Raw genomic sequence first — 22367 nt, 5'->3', positions numbered from 1 at the left:
GGCACAAGAAACATCATGGGGCAAGCGGCATGGGGTCCTGGCAAAAAACAACGTTCGTCCTGACGACGATAGCCGTCATCTTACTCGCAAGCTGCGCCAGGCCCGCCGCTTCCCTGCCCGACCCCACCACCTCCTCTCAGATAGCGGCGGCGTTGCCCACGGCAGCGGCGGCGCCAACCGCCACGCCGCTGCCACCGCCGATCCTATCCACGGCGCGCCCCACCGCCACGCCGCTGCCATCCGCCACACCTCCCTCCACGGCCACCCCCACGCCCACCAACACGGCCCCGCCCCCGCCCACCGCCACGGAAACAGTTGCCCCCACGCCCACATCCGAATTCGCCTGCCGCCCCCAGGCGGCGCTGGCGGATATACAACCGCTGTACGGGGTTGCGCCCGGCCCGTGGCCTCGTCCCGCGACTGCCTGGCCTGACATGGTTTTTGCCGGCACAGGCGGCGGCCAAAACCTGATTCAACTGGGATTCGACGTCGAAGGCAGCCCCGCGCACCTGGGCGAACTACTGGACATCCTTGACCGCCACGGCGTCAAAACCACCATGTTCATCCTCGGCTCCTGGGCGGAAACCTACCCCGACTGGGTACGCGAGATCGCCCGTCGCGGCCACGAACTGGCAAACCACACCTACTCCCACGGCAACATGCGCGACATGAGTGCGGAGCAGGTCGTGGACGAACTCAACCGCACCGAAGACATCGTCCTGCGCCTCACCGGGCAGTCCACCAAACCGTGGCTGCGCCCCCCCTTCGGCTCCCGCTCCGACGAAAGCGTCCAGGCCGCCTACGAAGCCGGCTGGACCACCATCATCTGGTCCGGCAGCGCCGACGACTGGCGCGAAGACACCACCGCCGACCGCATGTGCCAGACCATGCGCGAAGGCTCCTTCCCCGGCTCCATCCTCTACACCCACACCTATCGCGCCGACATGCCGGAAACCATCGACCGCTACATCGGAGAGATGCAGTCCCGCGGCTACACCTTCGTGCCCATGTCCGTCCTCATGTCAAATAACCCCTCCGCCTGGTTGACCCAGCCATAAAAAGCGAGCCTATATGAAAATGAACGAGCCACATTCAAGAAGGCAAGGAGCCTTTGCTATTCCGCTTGACCTGTTATTTTTACTATTACTTGTGCCGGCACACATGTATACGGGTGGCATTTCATTTCTTCTCGTTGTTCCGCTCATGCTATACATTCTTCTGGCAATATGGCATCCATTAACAGATTATGTTCGTTTACCCGAAAAGTTTAACAAGACACGCCTGGTCTTTCTTGTTCGTTTGGGACTCATCTTAATCATGATTGCCACCGCCGTCGTACATCCCACCCTGAACAATATCCGCACGCGCATCATCTCTCAAGTGGATGAATCGGGATACACAGAAGCGTATGCCGATATACATGACGGTGCGATTCAAATTGAATCAGCATTACATTTCCTCAGCAACGAAGTGAATCCTTACGTAGCAAATTATGCGCATACGCCTTTGCAATTCTACGGGTTCTCCCGCATCGAAATGCCAACCAATCCTGCATTCGAGCATTTCGTCTACCTGCCCGGCTTCCTCCTCTTTTCATACCCTGTTTTTCGTCTCTTCGAGCAGCACACATTACCATATGATCAGCGCTGGATATATCTGGCGGCCTACGTGATGTTTGCCATATTGCTGCCCGTTATGGTGCAGCAACCAACGCTTAAATTGACCCTGTTGGCAGGAGTAGCCTTGAATCCACTATTGACACGTCCGGTCATGATTGGCATGAATGATGTTGTCATCCTTTTGCTCATCTTCCTCACGATTTTAACCCTATCTCAAAGGCGACTAATTATCTCCGCCATATTTCTTGGTCTGGCCTGTGCCAGCAAACAATCTGCTGGCTTCTTTTTGCCATTCTACGTTCTGCTATTGCAACAATACGTCCCCCGCGCCAATCGAATCAAGGAAACGTTGAAATTGCTGGCCATCGTTGTGGGAGTGGCCGTCATAGTTATTGGCCCGTTTGTGGTCTGGAATCCACGCGCTTTTTTTCTTGACGTTTTTGCCTACCCTGGCGGCGCTGTTGCCATCAATTACCCAATCCGCGGGCATACATTGGGTACGATCCTGGTTAGCCTGGGCATCATTCCCTCTGCTCTCGACCCTTTTCCATTCTGGATACTTCAAATCTCATTGGGTCTGCCCTTACTGGCAATTCTGATGAGATTTCAGTGGCAACGCAACGGGATTGGAACCACGCTGCTTGTTGCGGGGATTTACATTTTTCTTATCGGTTTTGTTTCCCGCTTCTTTCAAGACAACTACGTCGGTTTTGTAATCGTCTTGATTCTTTCCGGGATTTGCCTGATGGCTGCTGAAGGGGAACCCTTTGCTATGCACACAAAGGTCCCGGAGTGACAAAGACTCATAGCCGTGGTGATAGCTATACTGTTGTCGGTATTGCCTACGCCGAAATGTTGGGGATTGGACTGTTCGCGTCCATGCTGGGAATCGCCTGGCCTTCGGTCCGCGCTTCGTTCGGGCTGCCGCTAGACGCGCTGGGGCTGCTGCTGCTGGCAAGCACCGCCAGCCATCTGCTCGCCAGTTTCGCTACAGGGCGGCTGGTCTCCGCGCTAGGCGTGGGGCGGTTCCTTTTGCTCAGCAGCCTGGTGATGATGGCGGGGGCGGCGGCCTTCAGCCGCGCGACTTCGTGGGGATGGCTGATTGTCGCCAGCATGGTGGCGGGGGCGGGCATGGGGGCCATGGATGGGGCGCTGAACATCTATTTCGCCCTTAATTTTTCCACGCGGCTGGTGAATTGGCTGCATGTCAATTTTGGCCTGGGGGCCATGCTGGGGCCGGTGTTTGTGACGACGCTGCTGGCGCGGGCGCTGCCGTGGCAGTCCGGTTATCTGGTGGTGAGCGGGGTGTTCGCGGCACTGGCCGTTTGCTTCCTGATCACGCGCCGGCGCTGGCAACTGCCCACGGATACGATGGAGGAGGCGCGGCCGTCCGCGCCGCTGCGCCAGACGCTGCGGCTGCCGCTGGCCTGGGCCGGCATTTTCCTGTTCTTCGTGTATACGGGCGTGGAGTCGGTGGCGGGGCAGTGGAGCTATACGTTGTTGACGGAAGGGCGTGGGGTGTTGCCGGCATATGCCGGCATCTGGCTCAGTCTCTTCTGGGCGGGATTAGGGGTGGGGCGCTTCCTCTTTGGCCTCATCGGCGACCGCTGGAGCGCGACGCGCCTGCTGTTAGGCTGCATGGCCATCGCCCTCCTCGGCAGCTTGCTCATCGCCATCCCCACCTGGCCCGGGCTGAACTTTGGCGGGCTGGCCCTCATGGGGCTGGCCCTCGCGCCCATCTTCCCCACCCTGATCGCCATGACACCACGTTGGGTAGGCCACACCCACGCCGCCAACAGCATCGGGTTCCAGGTGAGCGCGGCCAGTTTGGGATATGCGGTGTTGCCGGCAATTGCCGGCATCCTCGCCGCCCGCATCAGCCTGGAAGCCATCGGCCCCTTCCTCGCCGCCAACACCCTGCTCATGCTCTGGTTCTACCGGCGACAGTTGACCCACCCTCTGGTACAATCCCCCGCAGCATGAAAAAATCGCCCCCCCTTCCCCCCATGGCCCGCCCCCTTCTGCTCCTCTTCACCGCCGCCTGGCTGCTGGCCTGCCAGGCCGTCACGGCCCTGTTCTCCCCCACACCCACGCCTGCCGTCGCCCTCCCCACCGGGCCGCAAGCCACGGCCACCCTCTGGCTAGACGCCCCTGCCATCCCCACCGCCGCGCCGCCACTGGCGGAAAATGCCAGTTCCCGCGCCCAACCACTCGCACCCGGAACGCCCATCGTCCTCCCCCACTGGCAGATAACTGTGCTGGAGATGGTGCGCGGGACGGAAGCCAGCGACCGCACCGCCGCCGCTAACATGTTCAACGACCCGCCCCCGGAGGGCTTTGAATACGTGCTACTGCGGCTCTCCGTCAGCAAAAGCCCGCTGGCCGGCGCGAATGATTATCTCTTTTTGGGACTCACCGGCTCCGCCATGCGGCTGCACTTCGCGTTTGAAGTCGCACAGGTGGCTCCCGAACCGATGTTGAGCAATGCCAGTGATATGATTGCCGGCACAACCGCGGAAGGATGGGAGTTGTTCCTGGCCGTCGCCGATGAGCGTAACCTGATGCTGGCCGCCGAGGAAAGCGGCGACGGCGAAAGCATCACCCATTTTGTGGCTCTGGAGGAAAACGCCGGCGTTGACGTGCCCGCGGCCCTGGCGGATATTCAGCGCAACCGCATCGGCACGCAGGCAACGGAGCCGGCCCGTTTTGATCAGACCATCGTGGACGAGTCATGGGAATTGTTGCTGCTGGAAATGCACGGTGGCGAAGAAGCGTGGCAGCGCATTTTCGCCGCCAACCGGTACAACGATCCGCCGCCGCCGGGTCGGCAGTATGTGCTTCTCTACGCCCGCGTTCGCTACATTGGCAACGATGAGGCGTCACAAGACCTCAACGGTTGGGATTTTCGTATTCTGGACAGCCAGGGTCAGGAATGGAGAACGCCGGCGGTCGTGGAACCAGAACCGGCGCTTTCGGATTTTCGCCTGTTCGCGGGCGGCGCAAAGGAAGGCTGGTTTGTGCTGGAAGCGCCTGCGAAAGACACCCATTTGCTGCTTCAATTCCTGCCGCCGGGCGATTATGCCCATGCGCGCACGCGCTACATCTCCTTGCAGCGGCAGGGAAGGTAGGAAGGCCACATGCTTCCCGATGAGGATCCCGTGGTTATTCTGAACGGGGATGTATGGCACATTGCCGAGGATGGTCGCCGCGCCAGGGTGTCATTTTGCGGGCAGCCGCTGCGGGACCGTCGCGCCCATGCTCGCTTGAAAACGATTGGCGCGCAAAACGCCTGCCCTGCCTGCCTCCGGTTGTTCCGGGAGGTGCATCAGGCGAGGGGTCATTGAACACTTGCCCACACCTTTCCGGAAGCTCCATTTCGGGCCAAAACCGTTTCCTCATTCAAGGTATTGAACATCAACGCAGCCTCCGGGAAGAAGTTACACCATTTCACGCGGCGGCCTCTTTATTATCCGCCGGCATTTAGGTATAATGTGCGTGTCTCGTTAGTTTGCCTGGAAGTGCCGGCATTTTATGAAGCAGCGGGGTATCTTCTCAAAAAAGTGCGGTAGCGTTGGTTGAGCCTGTCGAAACCAGCGGCCTTCGACAAGCTCAGGCTGCGGCTCCCCCGAAGTATTGAGAAGTTACCCAACGGGGGCCAAAAAAAACGTTCTCATCCATACAAGAAGAATCGGCGCCATCGCGCCCCGTGACTTCGCCATTTCAATCTACTCAGAGGAGAAAGAGATGCCCAACAAACGCTTCAACGTGCTACTCGTTACCGTGATGATTCTCAGCTTAATCCTTGCCGCTTGCGGTGGCGGCGCATCCGCCCAGAAGGTATGCGCCGTGCTGGACACAGGTGGTGAAAATGACAAAAGCTTCAATGAGTTCAGCCTCAAGGGAGCACGCGAAGCCGCCGAGGCGGAAGGAATGGAGTTCGCCTACATCGTTTCCGAAGCCGCCAGCGACTATGAGAAGAACATCCAGAACTTTGTCGAGGAAGGCTGCGGCCTGATCGTCACAGTGGGATTCCTCATGGGCGACGCCACTGCCGCCGCCGCACGCGCCAACCCTGACGTGAAGTTTGCCATCGTGGACTTCGCCTACTTCCCTGGCCCCGCTGACCAGGGCGGTTGCGGCGAAGTAGAGAGCTGCTACTCCGAAGAGGGCGGCCTGAGCAACGTCACCAGCCTCATGTTTGCCGAGGACGAAGTGGGGTATCTTGCCGGCACGCTGGCCGCCTGCATGAGCCAGACCGGCGTTATCGGCTCCGTCTCCGGCATGGAAATCCCCCCCGTCGTGCGCTTCGTCACCGGCTACCAGAACGCCGCCAAAGCGATGAAGCCAGACATCAAGACCTTGAACGTCTACATCCCCGACTTCAATGACCCGGCTACGGGCAAGCAGGCCGGTCTCGACTTCCTCGGCCAGAACGCGGACGTCATCTTTGGCGTCGGCGGCAACACCGGCAACGGTGGCTTGCTGGCCGCGCACGAGGCAGGCAAAATGGCTATCGGCGTAGACGTGGACCAGTACAACACCTATCCCGAAGTGGCCTCCTCACTGATCACCAGCGCCGCCAAAAACATGGATGTCGCCACGGGCAACGCCGTCAAAGAATACGCGGCGGGAACACTGCAGGGTGGCATTGAACTGGCGACCGTCGCCAATGGCGGCGTCGGCCTGGCCTCTTACCACGACTGGGACAGCCAGATTCCGGCAGAGTGCAAAGACGCCGTAGAAGCCGCACGCGAAGGTCTGGCCGATGGCAGCATCAGCACGGGCTACACGCCGTAGTGAGGATAATTAACTGTTGAGTTCACTGAAAAAACCGGGTTTTTCGATGGTCCGGCTGAAATTACCAGAGTGGTTCATGTGTAAAAACCCGGTTTTGGGCCTTTTTTCAGTAGAGTCACTGTTGAGTAGTTGAATGGTTGCATGGCGAGCAGGGCTTGATTAACCGTTCATCGATTCACGAATTCACGGATTAACTATTCTGCATCATCCAGAGATACCTGAACAGGGCGTCCCATCATGTGGACGCCCTGTTTGTTTTGGAATGCCGGCATTGCCTTTCCCCCATTCCCCACTATACTCTGGCCAGCGCGGACGGCGGGAACGCCTGTTTTATCCGCGTTCAATGAGAATATCATCACAGATTTCACAGATGACGCAGATTGGCTACTAACCGTCAACTGCGAACTGTCAACTATTCCCCCAGGAGTGGCTATGTGGCGTAAACTTGTGATTGGCTTCGTGATGTTGATGGCGATGGCGGGAGCCGCGTGCCGGCAAAATCCTCCCGAAACACCCACGCCCATTCCCCCAGCCGCCACCACCGCCGACGAAAACATCTCGTCACCAACAGAACCGCTCACCCTGGCAGACACCGGCGTTTTCATCAGCGAACTGCTGTTTGGCATCCCCGGCGGCAACAACACGGAGTTCATCGAACTGTACAACGCGGGGAACGCCCCCGTTGACCTGAACGGCTGGAGCCTCTGGTATCGCTTCCAGGACGACGACAACGAGCAGCGCCTGATCGCCTGGGGCCAGACCACGGAAATCCCCGCCCACGGCCACTTCCTCTTCGCGCGCGCGGGGCAAGACATAGGCGTTTTGCCGGACGCAACCTTTGACGTGCCCCTGGTACAAAAAGGCGGGCTGCAACTGCGCGACCGGCAAGATAACGTCGTGGATGCCGTCGGGTGGGGGGATGCACCCATCGCCTACGCCAGCGGCGTACCCGCCACCCTGCCGCCCAATGGCGCCAGTTTAGAGCGGCTGCCGGGCGGAAATGCCGGCAGCGGCCTCAACCAATCCGACAATGCCACCGACTTTGCCGCCAATGCCCACCCCGATCCCCAAAACAGCGGCAGCCCCACCACCCCCACCATCAACACCCCCATTCGCATCTCCCTCCAATCTCCCGACAGCGTCATCCCCGGCCAGCCCGTCACCCTCACCCTGGTCACCACCAACACCACGGACACGCCTTTGCGCGGCGTCCTGGTCGCCTTCCCCGTGCCGCGCCCCTTCAAACTGCTGACCGCGCCCGCGGGCGCGGCGGAAGCGGACGGGCGCGTCACCTGGACCATCGCCGATTTGCCGGCCAACGAGGCCGTTTCCGCGCAAATCGTGCTGCAAAGCCCCTACACGTACACCGACCTCCGCTTTCGCGGCTACTATGCAGAGGCGAATGGACAGCGGCAATATGGCTCGCTGGCGATGCTGACGGTGGGCGGCGGGGCCATTCCCGTGGCCGTGGCGCGGGAGTTGATCGGGCAGGATGTGATTGTGGAGGGGGTGGCAACGATGTATACGGGTGGATTTTTTGCCGGCACAACCGGCACAAAATTTTACCTCGAAGACGACAGCGGCGGCATCCAGGTGTACGTCCCCGGCGGCATGGGCGCCGTCACCGTGCGCATCGGCGACCACGTGCGCGTGCGCGGCGGCATCGAAGTGTACCGCAACTCGCTCGAACTCGTCCCCGAAGTCGCCGACATCGAACTACTGGACACGCCCCCCGGCGACCTCACGCCCCTGCCCATCACGGCGGACCAGCTTCGCGCCGACGACGCCATTCTGGGCCGCCTCACCCGCCTGCAAGGAACCGCCACGCGCATCGAAGAGTTCTCCTTTTCCTACGAAATCGACCTTGCCGACGAGGCGGGCGCAACCACCCTCGTCTACGTGGAAAAAGAAACGGGCATCACCGCCGAGGCGCTGGAACTGGGGCAGCAGTACCGCGTCACGGGCATCAGCGAGTATTACAGCGGGCAACGACAGTTGAAGCCCCGCCAACCGGACGACATCGCCCAGGTATTCCCCCCCATTTTGCGCCTGGACCTGGACGCCCCCAACAGCGCCCCTCCCGGCGCGGTCGTGACCGTCACGCTGCACGTCTGGAACCACACGCCAACGGCCATGACCGGCGTGCAAGTGACCGCCGCCCTGCCCCCGACCAATCTGGCGCAGGCGCAGGCACTGGATAGCGGCGTGGCGTCCGGCGATGCAGTCGCCTGGCTCCTGCCCGAACTGGCGGGAGATGGCGGCGAGGCCGTGCTTCGCTTCACCGCGCGCGTGCCTGAAGACGCCGTCGGCGACATTCTCCTCCCGGCGGCCACGGCCATCGCCGACCAATGGCCTGATCCCGCTCAATCCCCGGCTTTTCGCCTGTTCGTGGGGGATGGCGTGCCCATTTGGGCCATCCAGGGGGAGGGCGACGCCTCGCCTTATGTGCGCCGCCGCCTGACGACGTCCGGCGTGGTCACGGGCGTCTTCCCTGATTTGGGCGGCTTTTGGGTGCAAGATGCCGGCACGGACGACAACCCGGCCACCTCAGAAGGCATCTTCGTCCTCGTGGATAGCTTCGACGCCGTCGTAACCGTTGGCGACATAGTTCAGGTTCATGGCCTGGTGCGTGAAATTTCCGGGCAAACAACCCTTTACCCCACCACGGCCGCCGATCTGCTCGTGGTCGGAACCGCGCCGCCACCGCCGCCCATCGCCTACGACCCGCCCCAAGACAACGACGAAGCGCGGCTCTACAACGAAGCGCGGGAAGGGATGCTGGTGGGATTGGCCGCGCCCGCCGTGGCCGTGGCTCCCACGACGCAGTACGGGGAATATGTGCTGGTGGCGCAACATTGGGGCGTCGCCACCGTCCCCCGGGGCGCGCAAACGGGCTTCTTCATCGTGGTGGACGACGGATCGGACGCAACGCACGCCGACCAGCGTACGCTGCCCTACGCCATCCAGGTTGGGGATGTGATCACCGACCTGGTGGGGCCGCTAGCCTTCACCTTTGACCAGTACAAAATTGAGCCGCTGGCAGTTCCGGCAGTGACGCGAGAGGAAACGGAACTGCCGGCATTTGCCCCCGCCACGCCCGATCAGTTCGGCATTGCCACCTTCAACGTAGAAAACCTCTTCGACTATCGCCCCCCGCACCCCTCCTCGCCCGCCCCGCCGGACAAGGCAGGATACGAACTGCGGTTACACAAACTGGCCGACGCCATCCTCTCCATGGGCGCGCCCACCATCATCGGCCTGCAAGAAGTGGAGGACCTGGGGGTTTTGCAGGAACTGGTCGCGCTGCCGGAATTGGCCGCCCTCAACTATGCCCCCTACCTGATTGAAGGCTTCGACTCGCGGGGCATTGATGTGGGCTACCTGGTGCGCGAGGACCAGGCCACTGTCGTCACCGTAGGCAGCTATCCCGGACCGGAGGGTCTGTTCAGCCGCCCGCCCCTGCTCCTCACCGTGACGCTCACCCTCGGCGGCGAAACAAATACGCTCTACCTGCTCAACAACCACTTCCTCTCCCTCTCCGCCGGCGAGGAAGCCACGGAACAGACCCGCACGGACCAGGCCGCCTGGAACGTGAGCCTGATCGACCAACTGCGCAGCACCGACCCGAATGGCCTGTTCGTGGTCATGGGCGACCTGAACTCCTTCCTGGATACGCCGCCGCTGGACACGTTGGAGTCCGGCGGACTGCGCCACGTCTATCGCACCTACGACGCCCCCGCCGATTATCCCTACACATACATCTTCCAGGGAGCCACGCAGTCGCTGGACCACATTCTGGTGTCGCCACGGCTGTTTGAACGGTTGACGTTTGTGCAGGCGCTGCATATTGATGCCGGCTACCCGCTCCCCGCGCCGGACGACGCCTCGGCGCGTCATCTCTCCGATCACGACCCGCTGGTGGTGATTTTCTCACGCAACTAAATGGTTGGGGGCGCGACGTCCCTCGGCGTCGCGCCCACGCATCAAACGCGGGTGGGGGCTTGGGGCGGGGCGATGGCCAGGAAATCCTGGGCGAAGCGGCCGGCGTAGGCGTTGATGAGCTGCTCGACGCGCGCCGCATCAGGAGAGGCGACGATGACGCCGGCATGGTGGGGCTTAGGCAGTCGCCAGACGATTTCTGGGTCGTTGTAAGCGGAGAGGTCGGGATGTTCCTGGCGGGAGAGGCAGATGAGAATGCCGGCATTCTCATCCTTCGCCGCCGGTGGTGTATAAGATTCGCCGCGCACATCCGCTATCTCCAACCGCGCCGCCTCCGTCCACAAATCCACCTCGCTGGCCGCCGCCACCATCCTGTCCAGATTAGCCCCGCCAACCCGCGCTGCCGTCTCCAGAAAATAGAAACGGCCATCCGCTGCGCCGCGAATGTACTCCGAATGGCTGACGCCGCGCACCATGCCCAACCCCGTCATCAACTGCTGATTCAGCGACAGCAGGGCCACGGATTCCGCGCTGCGCAATGGCAGTGTGCGGCTGCTGAACACCCCGCCCCCATGCGTGACGGCCAGCGGCGGCAGCCCATAACGGCTGGCACGGCTGAAAACCACCTCACCCTGCCACACAATCGCGTCCACGTGGTACACATCCCCCGCCACAAACTTCTCCAGCAGGTAGAATGATTGCTTGTCGCCCAGATCATCCAGCGCCCGCCACACGCCTTCCGCATCCCCTAACTTGCGAATGCCAATCGCGCCGGCCTCGAAGCGGGGTTTCAGCACCCACGGCGGCGGCACGTCGGCCATGAAGGCGCGCAAGTCGTCGTAGTTGAAGACGCCGGTGAACGGGGGCACAAGAATGCCCTTGTCCCGCGCCGTCACGCGCATGGCGAGTTTGTCGCGGAAATGACGGGCGGTGGTGTGGCCCATGCCGGCAATTCGCAAATGTTCACGCAAGTCCGCCGCCGTCTCCACGTCAAAATCATCCAGGGCCACGATACGGTCAATGTGATGATTACGCGCCAGGTAACTGACCCCGTAAGTGACGTCCGGCTGCCGCGACAGATCCGGCATCCGAAACAGTTCGTCAATGCTCGACCACGGCCATTCCGCCTGCGCATAAGCCTCCGCCACGACCAGAATGGTGCGGCATCCCTGGCGATGCGCCTCGACCAGAAAGGGCACGCCTTTCAATTCGCTGGCCAGGCACAAAAACGTAAGGGGACGGGATGGATCAGACATGTGCATTACTCCTCGGCTTCCCCGTTCCACGCGCCGCCCTGACCGCGAGAAAGGCGCACCGTGCCCTCGCGCGTCACCTGGAAGCGGTCAAAGTCACGGGCCACGTAGGTGTTGGGAAAAATAGCGCGCGCTTCTTGTTTGATCTGGCGCTCGTAGTAGCGACGCGAAAGGTGGGTCAGGATCAAGGTTTTGACGTTGGCGTCACGCGCCAGCCGCGCAGCCTGGCCGGCGGTGAGGTGTCCAAATTGATGGGCCATCTCCGCGTCGGCGTCAATGTAGGTGGATTCGATCACCAATGTATCCGCATCCTGGCAGACGTCCAACAAGTTGTCAGTTTCCCCCGCATCGCCAACATGGACGTAGCGCGTGCCGGCAATCACCTCCCCCAAAACATCATCAGGCCGCACCACCGTGCCATCCGCCAGCGTAATCGCCTGCCCCTGCACCAACCGCCCCCGCTCCGGCCCAGGAGGGATCCCCAATGCCTCCGCCTTCTCCGCCAAAAATGGGCGACGCGCCTTCTCCGTAAACAAAAAGCCAAAACACTCCGCCCCCCGATGCGACACCGGAAACGCCGTCAGCGTAAATTTGCTGTCTTCTACCACCGTCATGCGCGGACGCAACGGCACCAGATCGATACCCACCGGGGGACGCGCCCCGCGCAAGGCAACGCGAAAAACCAAGTCGCCGACGCGGTCCAGCGCCGATTGGCCCCCATAAATCTCCAATCGCTCCAATGTTTCCCAGCGGCTAAGCGTGGAAACCAGTCCCCCTAATCCCAGAATGTGGTCCAGATGCCCATGCGTCAGCAGCACCTTATCCAGCCGCTTAAAGCCCAGGCCGCTCTGCAAAATTTGCCGCTGCGTGCCCTCGCCTACGTCAATGAGAAAGCGATATTGGCGATGCAGCACCATATGCGCCGACAACCCACGATGGACAGACGGCGTTGATGCGGATGTTCCTAAAAAGATGATTTCAAACATTGTGCGAGTGTGCGAGTGTGCGAGTGGCAAGTATGCGAGTGGCGAGTGGCGAGTGTGCGAGTGTGCGAGTGGCGAGTATGCGAGTGGCGAGTATGCGAGTGGCGAGTGTGCGAGTGTGCGAGTGGCGAGTGGCGAGTGTGCGAGTGTGCGAGTGGCGAGTGTGCGAGTGGCGAGTGGCGAGTGTGCGAGTGTGCGAGTGGCGAGTATGCGAGTGGCGAGTGGCAAGTATGCGAGTGGCAAATGTGCCAGCACATACTCCCCTCATACCTCATACCTCATACCTCATACCTCATACCTCATACCTCATACCTCATACCTCATACCTCATTCGTCATACCTCATTCGTCACCGTGATCGTCCCTGGTTGCCCCAGTTCGCCCGCAACGTGCAGAGACACGGGCAGCCACTGCCGCAAAAGGTCGGCATTGGTCAACGTGTGCAAGGTGATCCGATTGGTGGTGAGGCTGGACCTGCCGTGGGCGAGGGCCATGGGCAAGAGTAGTTGATCAGCCAGGTGTTCGTCCACAGCGGATGAGTTAATAAGCCCTCCATTGTCCACAAAAGCGCGCAGTTGGGCAACCGCTTCCTCGGCCACTTTGTCCGCCGGGAACCCTTTGCGCCCCAGGCAGCTAAACCCGGCCCCCGGTAGCCAAAGCACGATGCCCGCGCCAGGGCCTTTGCCTGTCGCGCGTACCGGCGTGATGACCGGCTGCAAGCCCATCTCTTGCAGTAAATTATGGGCGCGGCGGGCCATGCGCTGCGGAATATCCGCCGGCAAATTCGTCACGGCGGCCACGCCTTCCACTTTCGTCGATCTTTCCGGCGCAAACGCCACCCCTTGCAAGCGCGCTGCCGGCTCCACCGTCAGCACCATTTCCCCACCTCCCGCCTGCATCCACCCCCACGTGACCAGTTCCGTGGCAAAATGCGCCCCCAGGCGGGCGAAGGCGGGACGCGCCACGTGCGCCAGGTAGTGATATGGCGGACTGTAGGGCACAAATGTGCCGCCGCGCAGCCGCACGCGCGCGGGTTCCGCCGCAAAGATCAGCGGCCAGAGGATTGCCTGACAAATCAACGTGACGGCGCCGGCGGAAAAGGTCTGCGCGGCGTCGGAAACGTCAAAGACGTAATCACCGCCGCGCGGCGGCGTGGTGGGCGTGAATTCCAGCGTGCGCGAGTTGAGCCGGTCGCCATCCATTCGCGCCGCGCAAATGCGCCCCACTGCATGAACGGCAGTGAGGTGCTGCGGGCGCAGGCCGGGTTTGCTGCGTCCGGCGCGGATATTGTAAAGGCGCAGCGGGCGTCCGGTGATCGCGGCAAGGCTGAGGCTGGTACGCAGCACCTGCCCACCCCCTTCGCCCTGGCTGCCATCAATGGTAATTGGCGTTTGCATCATCAGCGGTAACGATTCACTACTATCTTCCCGGAAGCTATTTTGATGCTAAGGACGCATCCGTTATTCGTCTGGGAATTGACGGATGCGCTGGAAGGGTTCTTGCTTGTCGCATAGTCCAAAGGCAATTTTGGACGAACCCTAAGGGCGCATCCGTTAGCAGCGTGAGGACAGCCGTGAGTTGCTTGCGAAATGCGGAAAAACGCCCTAACGCAGGTCTTGCCGTCCTTCCAGGGCACGCCGCAGGGTGATCTCGTCGGTGTATTCCAGGTCGCCGCCCACGGAGAGGCCGCGAGCCAGGCTGCGCAGCTTGACGCCGTAGCCCGCCAGCCGTCGTTGCAGATAGAGCGCGGTGGAGTCCCCTTCGAGGGTGGGGTTGGTGGCAATGATGATTTCGCCGAAGTTCCCCTGCTCCACGCGCTGCACCAGTTCGGCCACGCGCAGGTCTTCGGGGCCGATGCCTTCCACGGGGGAGATGGCTCCGTGCAAGACGTGGTAGCGTCCCTGGAAGGCGCGCGTGCGCTCCAGGGCGACGACGTCCAGCGGTTCTTCGACAACACAAAGGAGGGTCTGGTCTCTGCCGGCATCCTGGCAAATCACGCAGGGATCATTCTCGGTGATATTGAAGCAAATCGAACAGAAGCGCGTGCGTTCCTTCAAGTCGCGCAGCGCCTCGGCCAGTCCAAACGCCTGCTCATCGGCGGCGCGCAGCAAATAGAACGTCAGCCGCGAAGCCGACTTGGGACCGATACCCGGCAGCCGCGCGAATTCATCTATCAAACGCTGTACCGGTTGCGGCAACACATTGCCAGCCATGTTTACTCCTTGTTAGAGTGGGCGAGTTTGCGGGTTTGCGAGTTTGCGAGTTTGCGGGTTTGCGAGTTTGCGAGTTTGCGGGTTTGCGGGTTTGCGAGTTTGCGAGTGTACTCGCCACTCGCCACTCGCCACTCGCCACTCGCCACTCGCCACTCGCCACTCGCCACTCGCCACTCGCCACTCGCCCCTCCTCACATGCCGCCGAGCAGGCCACCCAATCCACCCAGATCGGCGCCGCCGGTGATCGCTTCCATCTTCTCCGCCGCCAGGGTTTGCGACTGCTCAATGGCACTGTTGATGGCCGCGACGAGCATATCTTGCAACATTTCCTTTTCTTCCGGGTCGATCAGGTCTTCGGCGATGGCGATGGACTGCACGCGCTGATGACCGGTGATGACAACCGTTATGGCGCCGCCGCCGGCCGTCACGCTGACGACTTCGTCCGCCAGCGATTCCTGCGTGGATTTCATTTCTTCCTGCATCCGCTGCATTTGCGACAGCATGTTGTTTGGGCTGGCCTGTTTGGGCTGCTTCGGTTTACCACGGAATGATGAGCGCTTTTTCGCCACGATTGAAACTCCTTCGAATACGTCTTGTAGGGCAAGTTGCGAACTCGCCTGAGAAAAGGTAACAGTTGATGGTTGGCAGTTTGTGGTCCTACTTTAGTAGGCCGCTGTCTGGAGGGAGGGCTACTCAATCTCGCGCACGACGCCGCCAAGCTCCTCCGCCAGTGCGTCAAATTCCGCTTTGCTGACCTGCGCGGGAGGCCGGTATTGGCTGTTGAGGACGGTGCGTATCGGGCAAGGGACGCCGGTCAATTCGCTTAAGGCATCGCCAACCAGATCGCGCGCCTGCGCCGTGTTGTCGAATTTGTCCTTGAGTGTGCCATATTCAAAGCCCAAAATGAGCGTGCCGTTTTCCACTGCCAGGGGTTGGCACATGGTCAGTAGTGAGCCAAGATTGCGGTTCTTTTTCTTCACGTTGGTCATGGCCTGGGGCCAGTGGCTGGTGATGGCGACGAGTGTGAGCGACGCGGCGGCAGGCGGAGAAGCCGTCGCCGGCGGCGCGGGCGGAGGCGTTGCCGCGGCTTCGGTCCGTGCAGGTGGTTCCGGGACTGTTTCCGTGGCCGGGAGGGACGCGGGTTCGGGCTGGCTGGTCAACGGCGATGGGCTGGGTCGCGCGGGTTGGGGGATGGCGGCGGGTTGGGCGCGCCGCGCCACCGGTCCGCCGACTTCGGGCAGCATCTCAATGAAGGCCAGTTCCAGTGGGAGTTGGGGCTGCCAACCAGAGGCGACCGTGCTGGCAACTTCGTTGTACTGCTTGATGGCGGTGATGAGGGCGGGGCGGGCGGCTTTTTCGGCCTGTGCGCGCATTTGTTGTTGCGTGTCTGCCGGCATTTCCAAATCAAACGTCTCCCCGGAAGCCTGCAGCAGCAACACGGCACGTAGATAGGCCACCATCTGCCGCGCCAATTGGCGCGTATCCGCGCCCGCCGCCAGCGCATCATGAATCAGTTGCAGCCCCAGCGTCCCATCACCGGATAGCCACGCCTCCGTCAGTTGGGACACCATCGCCAGGGAAGCCGTGCCCAGCACCTTTTGCGCCCGCGCCAGCGTGATCGTGTCGCCGGGCGCCGTCACCAACTGGTCCAGCAGGCTTTCCGCGTCGCGCGCGCTGCCCGCGCCCTGGCGGGCAATCAGGGCCAGCGCTTCCGGTTCAATGGTCAGGTTTTCCTTTTCCGCCAGCCACAGAAGCCGCGCTGTCAGTTCGGACACGGTGAGCAGGCGGAAGTGAAAGACCTGGCAGCGTGATTTGATGGTTGCCGGCACTTTATGCTCTTCCGTGGTTGCCAGCACAAATTTGGCGTGCGGCGGCGGTTCCTCCAGCGTCTTCAAGAGGGCGTTGAAGGCCGCCGTGGAGAGCATGTGGACTTCGTCAATGATGTAGACCTTGAAGCGCCCTTCGTTTGGCGAGAAGTTGATTTTGTCCCGCAGATCGCGGATGTCGTCCACGCCGGTGTTGGAGGCGGCGTCAATTTCGATCAGGTCGAGGAAGCGGCCTTCGTTGACGGCGCGGCAGATGTGGCAGGTGTTGCAGGGGCGTTGGGCGGGATCGGAATGCCGGCAGTTGACGGCTTTTGCCAGTAGTCGCGCCGTGGTCGTCTTGCCCGTCCCGCGTGGTCCAGAAAATAGAAAAGCGTGTCCCACACGGTCAGAAGCAACCCCGTTTTGCAGGGTGCGGGTGACGTGTTCTTGACCAACCACCTCGTCGAATCGGGCCGGTCGCCATTTGCGGTAGAGGGCTTGTGACATGGGGTTAGTTTAACATTACGATCAGGGGGGGGCAAGCGGGCGAGTGGATGGTTTGTGGTTGTCGGCTGTCAATTACAACCATGTTGCTCTAAGGCCCGACGTTTGCCTGCGGGTTTGTGGTTTGACCACAGGACGGCTGAACGCAATGGTTATGCTTTTGTATCGCCGAGTCGCCAGGCCGCCTCGTCAGGGGTCTCTTCGCTGCCTGGCTCTGGTAGGAGGGCAGCCAGGCGGGGCCGGAAGACCTGCACGAAGCGCAGGAGGGTGGTCAGCCCCCATTCGTGCAGAGACGGATCGGCCAGCGTGGCCCCGGATTCCAGGGCCACGCGACATTTCGCCTGGGACGGCAGCCGCTCCCACACAAGTGCGCGGCCCAGTTCCCCCTCTACGTCGGCCTGTTGCGACAGCAGCCGCTCAAAGGCGCGTTCACTGGTGTGCCATGTGCCCAGGGCAATCACCAGTTCGGTGCGCAAGGTGCGGGCGGGCGTGAACCGCCAACCAAAAGCAAACCCCGGCCCGCCTGCCTCGAAGTGCCACCAGGGCTGAGGGTAGGCGCGGGGGGTGTGTATCAGGTCAGGCCGTAGCCGCTTGAACTCTGTAAGCAGGCCGGCAAAGAACAGTTGATACAAAACGGTGTCTTCGCGCTGAAACGTGACGGTTTCGTGGGTGAAATCCACATGCGCCACCTTCCACCCGGCCCGCAGCCATGCTTCCGCCTGTTGCCCCCGGGTGGGATCGTTCCCCCACCAGGAGCGGTAATGGCGCGCGGATGCCGGCAATTCCATCCCCATCAACGCCTCCACGCGGGAAAACGCCTGCTGCACGCGCTCTCCTGGCTCCCTGTTCAGCCCTTGTAGCCACGTGGTCAAGCTGCTGTATTTACCCCCACCTGTGTCCACCTGGTAATCAGCCGCGCTTTCAGCCACGACCAGGGGCCTGGGCACGTCTGGCACAGCCTCAAAGCGGTTCACCAACCAGGCGCGCGCCCGCTGCAGCGCATCCCGCTGCACCGCATCCAATTGTCCGCGAAAGTGGACCAGTTGATTGCGAATATCCCGCACCTGTTCCATGTAAATGCGGAACAACTCTTTCGATTGCAGCGTAGCCTCAAAGTATGACCAGTTCTTGTTGTTGCCAATGAGCTTGATGTAATCGTTAAACGTTAGCTGCTCCAGGCAAGGCAGCTCTTCCGTGCCGTTCTTGAAGTAGTTCTTCAGGGCGTTTTGCATGGCCTCCTGCCGCTCTGGTTCATGGGGCAGCGCCTGGTCGATAAGCTGCCGCAGCATCACTTCCACATCTTCGACCAGCACCAACCCTTCGGAAATGTCGCGGAAGAAGAGCGTCAGGTCAAAGGCTGTCAAAATCCCCAGTGGGATTCTGGTATCGTCCACCACCACAATTGTGAGCGTCTTTTCCAGCCAGTTCAGGACGTCAAAGGCGTCGGTTTCCAGCGGCACGGCGGTGACCCGTTCCAGGCAGTGAAACAGGGGATAATCCAACAGCGGGATGCGCGCATCAATGTGGTACAAGGTGCGGTTGATCCCCTGTTCGGAAATGATGCCCATCAACTTGCCGTCAGCGTTGACGACCGGTAACTGACTGTAATTGTGCTGCAACATCAACGCCAGCGCATCCCGCACCGTTTGATTACCATGAATACATAGCGGTCGGGCACGCCCAGCCAGAAGACGTTCAATTGGAATCAGCATCACTTTCTCTCATCCTAGACACTCCAGCGGGGGCCATCCACCCGCGGCAGCAGCGCGGTCAACCGTTTCTACCCCGATGACCGGGCAAAGATGGTGCGTATTGTCCTCACTGTGCTCGTGGATCGCAAATCAACTCTCCACAGGGTCAATTTCCGAGGCCAACTGTTCCAGGAAGGCCAACATGAAGGTGGTGCGGCGCCGGGCTTCGGCGCGGCCCGCCTCTGTCTGCATGGCGTCCGCCAGGCGCAACAGCTTGGTGTAGAAATGGTCCACGGTGGCGGCGTTGTCGTCGGGCTGACGGGTGTGGCAAAAGGGGTCGGCGGCATGGTACAGGGGACGGGCGGCGGCGGTTCCCACCTGGATACAGCGGGCGATGCCAATGGCTCCCAGCGCATCAAGCCGGTCGGCGTCCTGGACGATTTGGGCTTCTAGGGTGCGGGGGGAAATGCCGGCAGAAAAGCTGTGAGCGGCAATGGCGTGTTCGATGTCGGCCACATTCGCCAGCCCATACCCCTGCGCCCGCAGGAATGCGCCTGCTGCGGCGGCGGCCAAACGAGAAGCCTGCGCCCGCTGGGGCGAGGATTTGGGCACGACCACGCAGTCGTGCAGCCAGGCGGCGGGAAAGACGACGGCGGCGTTTGCACCCGTGGCTGCCGTCAACTGCATGGCGTTGGCGACGACGCGGCGGACGTGGTGGATGTCGTGGGCGGCATCAGCACTCATTTGGCGGGCGAGAAACTGCTGGAAAAGGGGCTCCCAATCCTGTGGTTGGCGCATGTGGTTGGGGGAAGGCGTGTAGCTAAAATCCTTATCTTTTGCCATCAGGGACATGGAACGTACTGCCGGCATCTGGTCCGTCCGCAGTGATGTAATGGCCGAAACAGGCAGCGCAACGACAGCCACGGATTCCCCAATTTAGTACCTGTCCAGTGTGCGGCTTACTCTGCCGGCAACAGTTCCGCAAACGCCTCCAATGAATCAAGGGTCGCCGCCTGGCGCAGTAGCTGCTGCAGGGTGGGAATGTCCGTGATCTGCTCAATGCGCTGGCTGATGGCTGGTGGGACATGCCCAAAGCGGGCATCCAATACATTAATCAGGTTATGCTGCGAACCTTGCCGCAATCCTTCCTGCAATCCTTCCTGCAATCCTTCCTGCAACCCTTCCTGCAATCCTTCTTGCCGGATTTGCTGCGCAATGGTAGTCATTGTCCTTTCTCCTTCTTTGCCCTGCCGCGCAACGGCCTGTTGCAAGGCTTCGCGGCTTACTTTTTCTGTCGCCGTGCTCAAATAATACAGGATCGTGTGGATAAACTCCAACCCCTTTTCTTGCCGCGCCAGTTGAAAGACCAGTTCCATCAAAGTACTCAACTGTCCCGACAGCCGTGGGTCAAACACCGCCCGCAGCGTCGCCAGAATCACCCGCAGCCAGAGGTCGCCGCGGATGGTTTCATCAGAGAGAAAAGAGAGGTCCGTGAGATGGTAGCGAAATGATGGCAGATAAGGCCATAACGCTTCCGGCGCATCCAGCAGCGCCAGAAACTCGGTTGACGCTGTCCACGCCCTTTCGCCGTGATAGAGAACGAGCGGAATGATGGCGGACAGCGGTTCCTTTTCCTTTTCCTGCCGTTCCCAGATACGCACCATGTAGCGCAGCATTTGCAGGGCAACCAGGGGGTCAGGATAGCTTTTGTGCTCAAAGAGAAGGTAAACGTAGGCCACATCCTCCTCGCCGACCAGCCGTGTCTGGTAGAGCAGGTCGGACTGATGGTCGCGCATTGTCTCGTCAATGAAAGAGCCTTCCTGCAATTCAAGGTGGCTCAGGTCAAGCAGGGAACGCAGTTCTGCCGGCAGGTATTGCTGCAAGAAGTTGCGCGCAACCTGGCTGCGGCCAAAGGATTCGCGGAAGAAGTGGTCGTGTGGGTTTTGAACGCTCATGCCGGCATTATAGCACGAGTAGGGAAAATGCCGGCAAGGAAGCTCCGCTATTCCAAAGGCTGCTCCCAGGGACGGACGAACGTCTCCGGCTCCACGCCCAGGCTGTCAGCGATGCGGTTGATGTAGTTGAAGTAGCTGATGACCTGCGTAGCGTCGTGGATGGCGCGGTCGTCAAAGGCGTGCCGGCGCAGCGCCTGGATATCCGCATCGGTCATGGCATGGGGAGCGCGGGTGAGCTTTTCCGCGTAGGCGCAGAGGGCGTGGTCAGCGGCGGAGAGAGGAGCCTGCCGCCAGTCAGAGGCAATCAGATGTACGACGTGATCCGCTTCCGCGTCATCGGTCAGCCCCCAATCATTGCCCACCTCAGCCCGGAGGTCGTGCGCGTGGGCGCGGGTTCAGTAGCGGCATTGGTTGGCGGCGGAAACAACCACCGCCAACATTTCCCGTTGGCTGCGGCTGAGGGGGGAGGAGCCAAACATGAGGGCGCTGTAGAAGTCCATGGAGGCCTTCATAACGCGCGGGTTCTGGCTCATGATGCTGACGATGTTCCAGATGCGGCCCGCGCGTTGCAGCGCCGCCTGGTACTCTTTGAGCAGGAATCCGCGGGCTTCCGCCAGGGGGATGACTTTGATGCGGGGCATAGGGGAGCCGTTGACGGTTGGTGGTTGACAGTTGGTGGTTGTTGGGTGAGGAGGAGTTACGCCTTTTCGTAGGGCACGCCAACGGCGGCGGGCGGAATGGGGCGGCGCACGGTAGCCACCAGGATGGTGAGGACGTAAGGCAGCATTTGCAGGAATTCCGCCGGCACTTGCGGGAACGCCGTCTGCGTGCGAATCTGGACGGCATTGGCCAGACCGAAGAGGAGCGCCGCGCCAAACGCGCCAAATGGTGTCCAACGGCCAAAGATCAGGGCGGCCAGGGCGATGAAGCCACGCCCATTGGTCATGTTAATGTTAAAAGAACCGACCCACTCCAGCGTCAGCCAGATGCCGGCAAGTCCCGCAAACAACCCGCCGATCATCACATTGGCATAGCGCGTAAAATACACGTTGATGCCCAGCGTATCCGCCGCGCGCGGGTGTTCGCCCACGGCACGCATCCGCAGCCCCCAGGGGGTGTACCACAGCACGTAGTGGATGACGAAGGTGAGGATGAGCATCAGGTAGACGATGGGCTGATGATCAAACAGGATGGGACCAATGAAGGGGATTTTGGAGAGAACGGGGATGGGCAGAGCAGGGAAAGTGCCGGCACTTCCCGGCCAGCGCGGCGGAACCAGATAGGCCTGATACAGGTGTCCCGTCACCCCCGCCGCCAGGAAATTGATCACCGTACCGCTGATGATCTGGTCTGTTTTGTACTTGATGGAGACGAGCGCGTGCAAACCGGCCATCAACGCACCGGTGAGCAGCCCGGCAACCACGCCCAACGCCAGGCTCTGCGTGTAGGCGGAGACAAAGGAGGCCATCATGGCCGCCATGAGCATCATGCCTTCGATGGCGATGTTCACGACGCCGGAGCGTTCGCTGAAGAGGCCGGCATAGGAGCCAAGCGCGATGGGGGTGGCCGTAGCCAGGGCCAGTTGCAAGACGGTTGTGATAGTGTCCAT

Annotated in this window: 19 protein-coding genes; 7 read left to right on the top strand and 12 right to left on the bottom strand. The window is 61.2% G+C overall.

Annotated elements, in window-relative coordinates; translation table 11 throughout:
• The first annotated feature begins 29 nt into the window (after positions 1-29).
• The 7 genes from H6650_01830 to H6650_01800 all read left to right on the top strand — a co-directional run bounded on the left by H6650_01830 (position 30) and on the right by H6650_01800 (position 10358).
• Positions 30-1058 carry a polysaccharide deacetylase family protein gene (locus tag H6650_01830; protein ID MCB8950732.1) on the top strand — a complete coding sequence of 343 codons (1029 nt, stop codon included), beginning with the start codon at positions 30-32 and terminating at the stop codon, positions 1056-1058.
• A gap of 13 nt (positions 1059-1071) precedes the next feature.
• A complete protein-coding gene (locus H6650_01825) occupies positions 1072-2415 on the top strand; it encodes a DUF2029 domain-containing protein (protein MCB8950731.1) in 1344 nt (447 codons plus the stop codon).
• The gene (locus tag H6650_01820) at positions 2412-3602 is read left to right on the top strand and encodes an MFS transporter (protein MCB8950730.1); all 1191 of its coding nucleotides are present in this window, start codon (positions 2412-2414) and stop codon (positions 3600-3602) included. The genes H6650_01825 and H6650_01820 overlap by 4 nt, the downstream gene beginning before the upstream one ends.
• Positions 3599-4747: a hypothetical protein gene (locus H6650_01815; protein ID MCB8950729.1), complete on the top strand. Its 1149-nt coding sequence runs from the start codon at positions 3599-3601 to the stop codon at positions 4745-4747. The genes H6650_01820 and H6650_01815 overlap by 4 nt, the downstream gene beginning before the upstream one ends.
• A gap of 9 nt (positions 4748-4756) precedes the next feature.
• Positions 4757-4963 (top strand): hypothetical protein, encoded by a 207-nt coding sequence (locus H6650_01810; GenBank protein MCB8950728.1) that lies wholly within the window; start codon positions 4757-4759, stop codon positions 4961-4963.
• 400 nt (positions 4964-5363) lie between these two features.
• Complete coding sequence (locus H6650_01805) at positions 5364-6416, top strand: BMP family ABC transporter substrate-binding protein (protein ID MCB8950727.1); 1053 nt, start codon at positions 5364-5366, stop codon at positions 6414-6416.
• A 432-nt stretch (positions 6417-6848) separates the two neighbouring features.
• Positions 6849-10358, top strand: a complete 3510-nt coding sequence (locus H6650_01800; protein ID MCB8950726.1) for a lamin tail domain-containing protein — start codon at positions 6849-6851, stop codon at positions 10356-10358.
• Between the two features lie 41 nt (positions 10359-10399).
• Here H6650_01800 and H6650_01795 read toward each other — a convergent pair whose 3' ends face one another.
• The 12 genes from H6650_01795 to H6650_01740 all read right to left on the bottom strand — a co-directional run bounded on the left by H6650_01795 (position 10400) and on the right by H6650_01740 (position 22367).
• On the bottom strand, positions 10400-11611 hold the full coding sequence (locus tag H6650_01795) for an ATPase (GenBank protein ID MCB8950725.1): 1212 nt from the start codon (positions 11609-11611) through the stop codon (positions 10400-10402).
• Positions 11612-11616: 5 nt separating this feature from the next.
• Positions 11617-12594: a ribonuclease Z gene (locus H6650_01790; protein MCB8950724.1), complete on the bottom strand. Its 978-nt coding sequence runs from the start codon at positions 12592-12594 to the stop codon at positions 11617-11619.
• Positions 12595-12925: 331 nt separating this feature from the next.
• A complete protein-coding gene (gene rtcA, locus H6650_01785; protein MCB8950723.1) occupies positions 12926-13987 on the bottom strand; it encodes an RNA 3'-phosphate cyclase in 1062 nt (353 codons plus the stop codon).
• A 207-nt stretch (positions 13988-14194) separates the two neighbouring features.
• On the bottom strand, positions 14195-14803 hold the full coding sequence (recR, locus tag H6650_01780) for a recombination protein RecR (protein MCB8950722.1): 609 nt from the start codon (positions 14801-14803) through the stop codon (positions 14195-14197).
• 191 nt (positions 14804-14994) lie between these two features.
• A complete protein-coding gene (locus tag H6650_01775) occupies positions 14995-15306 on the bottom strand; it encodes a YbaB/EbfC family nucleoid-associated protein (protein MCB8950721.1) in 312 nt (103 codons plus the stop codon).
• Between the two features lie 186 nt (positions 15307-15492).
• Positions 15493-17115, bottom strand: coding sequence for a DNA polymerase III subunit gamma/tau (gene dnaX, locus H6650_01770; GenBank protein MCB8950720.1), 1623 nt, complete (start codon positions 17113-17115; stop codon positions 15493-15495).
• A 149-nt stretch (positions 17116-17264) separates the two neighbouring features.
• Complete coding sequence (locus tag H6650_01765; GenBank protein MCB8950719.1) at positions 17265-18824, bottom strand: DUF4268 domain-containing protein; 1560 nt, start codon at positions 18822-18824, stop codon at positions 17265-17267.
• 129 nt (positions 18825-18953) lie between these two features.
• The gene (locus H6650_01760; GenBank protein MCB8950718.1) at positions 18954-19601 is read right to left on the bottom strand and encodes an HD domain-containing protein; all 648 of its coding nucleotides are present in this window, start codon (positions 19599-19601) and stop codon (positions 18954-18956) included.
• Between the two features lie 161 nt (positions 19602-19762).
• Positions 19763-20758: an Rpn family recombination-promoting nuclease/putative transposase gene (locus H6650_01755; protein MCB8950717.1), complete on the bottom strand. Its 996-nt coding sequence runs from the start codon at positions 20756-20758 to the stop codon at positions 19763-19765.
• 47 nt (positions 20759-20805) lie between these two features.
• The gene (locus H6650_01750; protein MCB8950716.1) at positions 20806-21120 is read right to left on the bottom strand and encodes a peroxidase; all 315 of its coding nucleotides are present in this window, start codon (positions 21118-21120) and stop codon (positions 20806-20808) included.
• A gap of 33 nt (positions 21121-21153) precedes the next feature.
• Entirely contained in the window at positions 21154-21399 is a 246-nt protein-coding gene (locus tag H6650_01745; GenBank protein ID MCB8950715.1) for a carboxymuconolactone decarboxylase family protein, read from the bottom strand.
• A 56-nt stretch (positions 21400-21455) separates the two neighbouring features.
• A complete protein-coding gene (locus tag H6650_01740) occupies positions 21456-22367 on the bottom strand; it encodes an ABC transporter permease (protein ID MCB8950714.1) in 912 nt (303 codons plus the stop codon).

The sequence above is a fragment of the Ardenticatenales bacterium genome, assembly GCA_020634515.1.
Classification (GTDB): Bacteria; Chloroflexota; Anaerolineae; order Promineifilales; family Promineifilaceae; genus JAGVTM01.
This window is presented reverse-complemented; position numbering and strand designations above follow the sequence as displayed.

What these genes read in the sequence shown, in the direction of transcription:
- H6650_01830 (MCB8950732.1), top strand. Translation starts at nt 30, where the DNA reads ATGGGGTCCTGGCAAAAAACAACGTTCGTCCTGACGACGATAGCCGTC.
- H6650_01825 (MCB8950731.1), top strand. Translation starts at nt 1,072, where the DNA reads ATGAAAATGAACGAGCCACATTCAAGAAGGCAAGGAGCCTTTGCTATT.
- H6650_01815 (MCB8950729.1), top strand. Translation starts at nt 3,599, where the DNA reads ATGAAAAAATCGCCCCCCCTTCCCCCCATGGCCCGCCCCCTTCTGCTC.
- H6650_01810 (MCB8950728.1), top strand. Translation starts at nt 4,757, where the DNA reads ATGCTTCCCGATGAGGATCCCGTGGTTATTCTGAACGGGGATGTATGG.
- H6650_01805 (MCB8950727.1), top strand. Translation starts at nt 5,364, where the DNA reads ATGCCCAACAAACGCTTCAACGTGCTACTCGTTACCGTGATGATTCTC.
- H6650_01800 (MCB8950726.1), top strand. Translation starts at nt 6,849, where the DNA reads ATGTGGCGTAAACTTGTGATTGGCTTCGTGATGTTGATGGCGATGGCG.
- H6650_01795 (MCB8950725.1), bottom strand. Translation starts at nt 11,611, where the DNA reads ATGTCTGATCCATCCCGTCCCCTTACGTTTTTGTGCCTGGCCAGCGAA.
- H6650_01790 (MCB8950724.1), bottom strand. Translation starts at nt 12,594, where the DNA reads ATGTTTGAAATCATCTTTTTAGGAACATCCGCATCAACGCCGTCTGTC.
- rtcA (MCB8950723.1), bottom strand. Translation starts at nt 13,987, where the DNA reads ATGCAAACGCCAATTACCATTGATGGCAGCCAGGGCGAAGGGGGTGGG.
- recR (MCB8950722.1), bottom strand. Translation starts at nt 14,803, where the DNA reads ATGGCTGGCAATGTGTTGCCGCAACCGGTACAGCGTTTGATAGATGAA.
- H6650_01775 (MCB8950721.1), bottom strand. Translation starts at nt 15,306, where the DNA reads ATGCTGTCGCAAATGCAGCGGATGCAGGAAGAAATGAAATCCACGCAG.
- dnaX (MCB8950720.1), bottom strand. Translation starts at nt 17,115, where the DNA reads ATGTCACAAGCCCTCTACCGCAAATGGCGACCGGCCCGATTCGACGAG.
- H6650_01765 (MCB8950719.1), bottom strand. Translation starts at nt 18,824, where the DNA reads ATGCTGATTCCAATTGAACGTCTTCTGGCTGGGCGTGCCCGACCGCTA.
- H6650_01760 (MCB8950718.1), bottom strand. Translation starts at nt 19,601, where the DNA reads ATGCGCCAACCACAGGATTGGGAGCCCCTTTTCCAGCAGTTTCTCGCC.
- H6650_01755 (MCB8950717.1), bottom strand. Translation starts at nt 20,758, where the DNA reads ATGAGCGTTCAAAACCCACACGACCACTTCTTCCGCGAATCCTTTGGC.
- H6650_01745 (MCB8950715.1), bottom strand. Translation starts at nt 21,399, where the DNA reads ATGCCCCGCATCAAAGTCATCCCCCTGGCGGAAGCCCGCGGATTCCTG.
- H6650_01740 (MCB8950714.1), bottom strand. Translation starts at nt 22,367, where the DNA reads ATGGACACTATCACAACCGTCTTGCAACTGGCCCTGGCTACGGCCACC.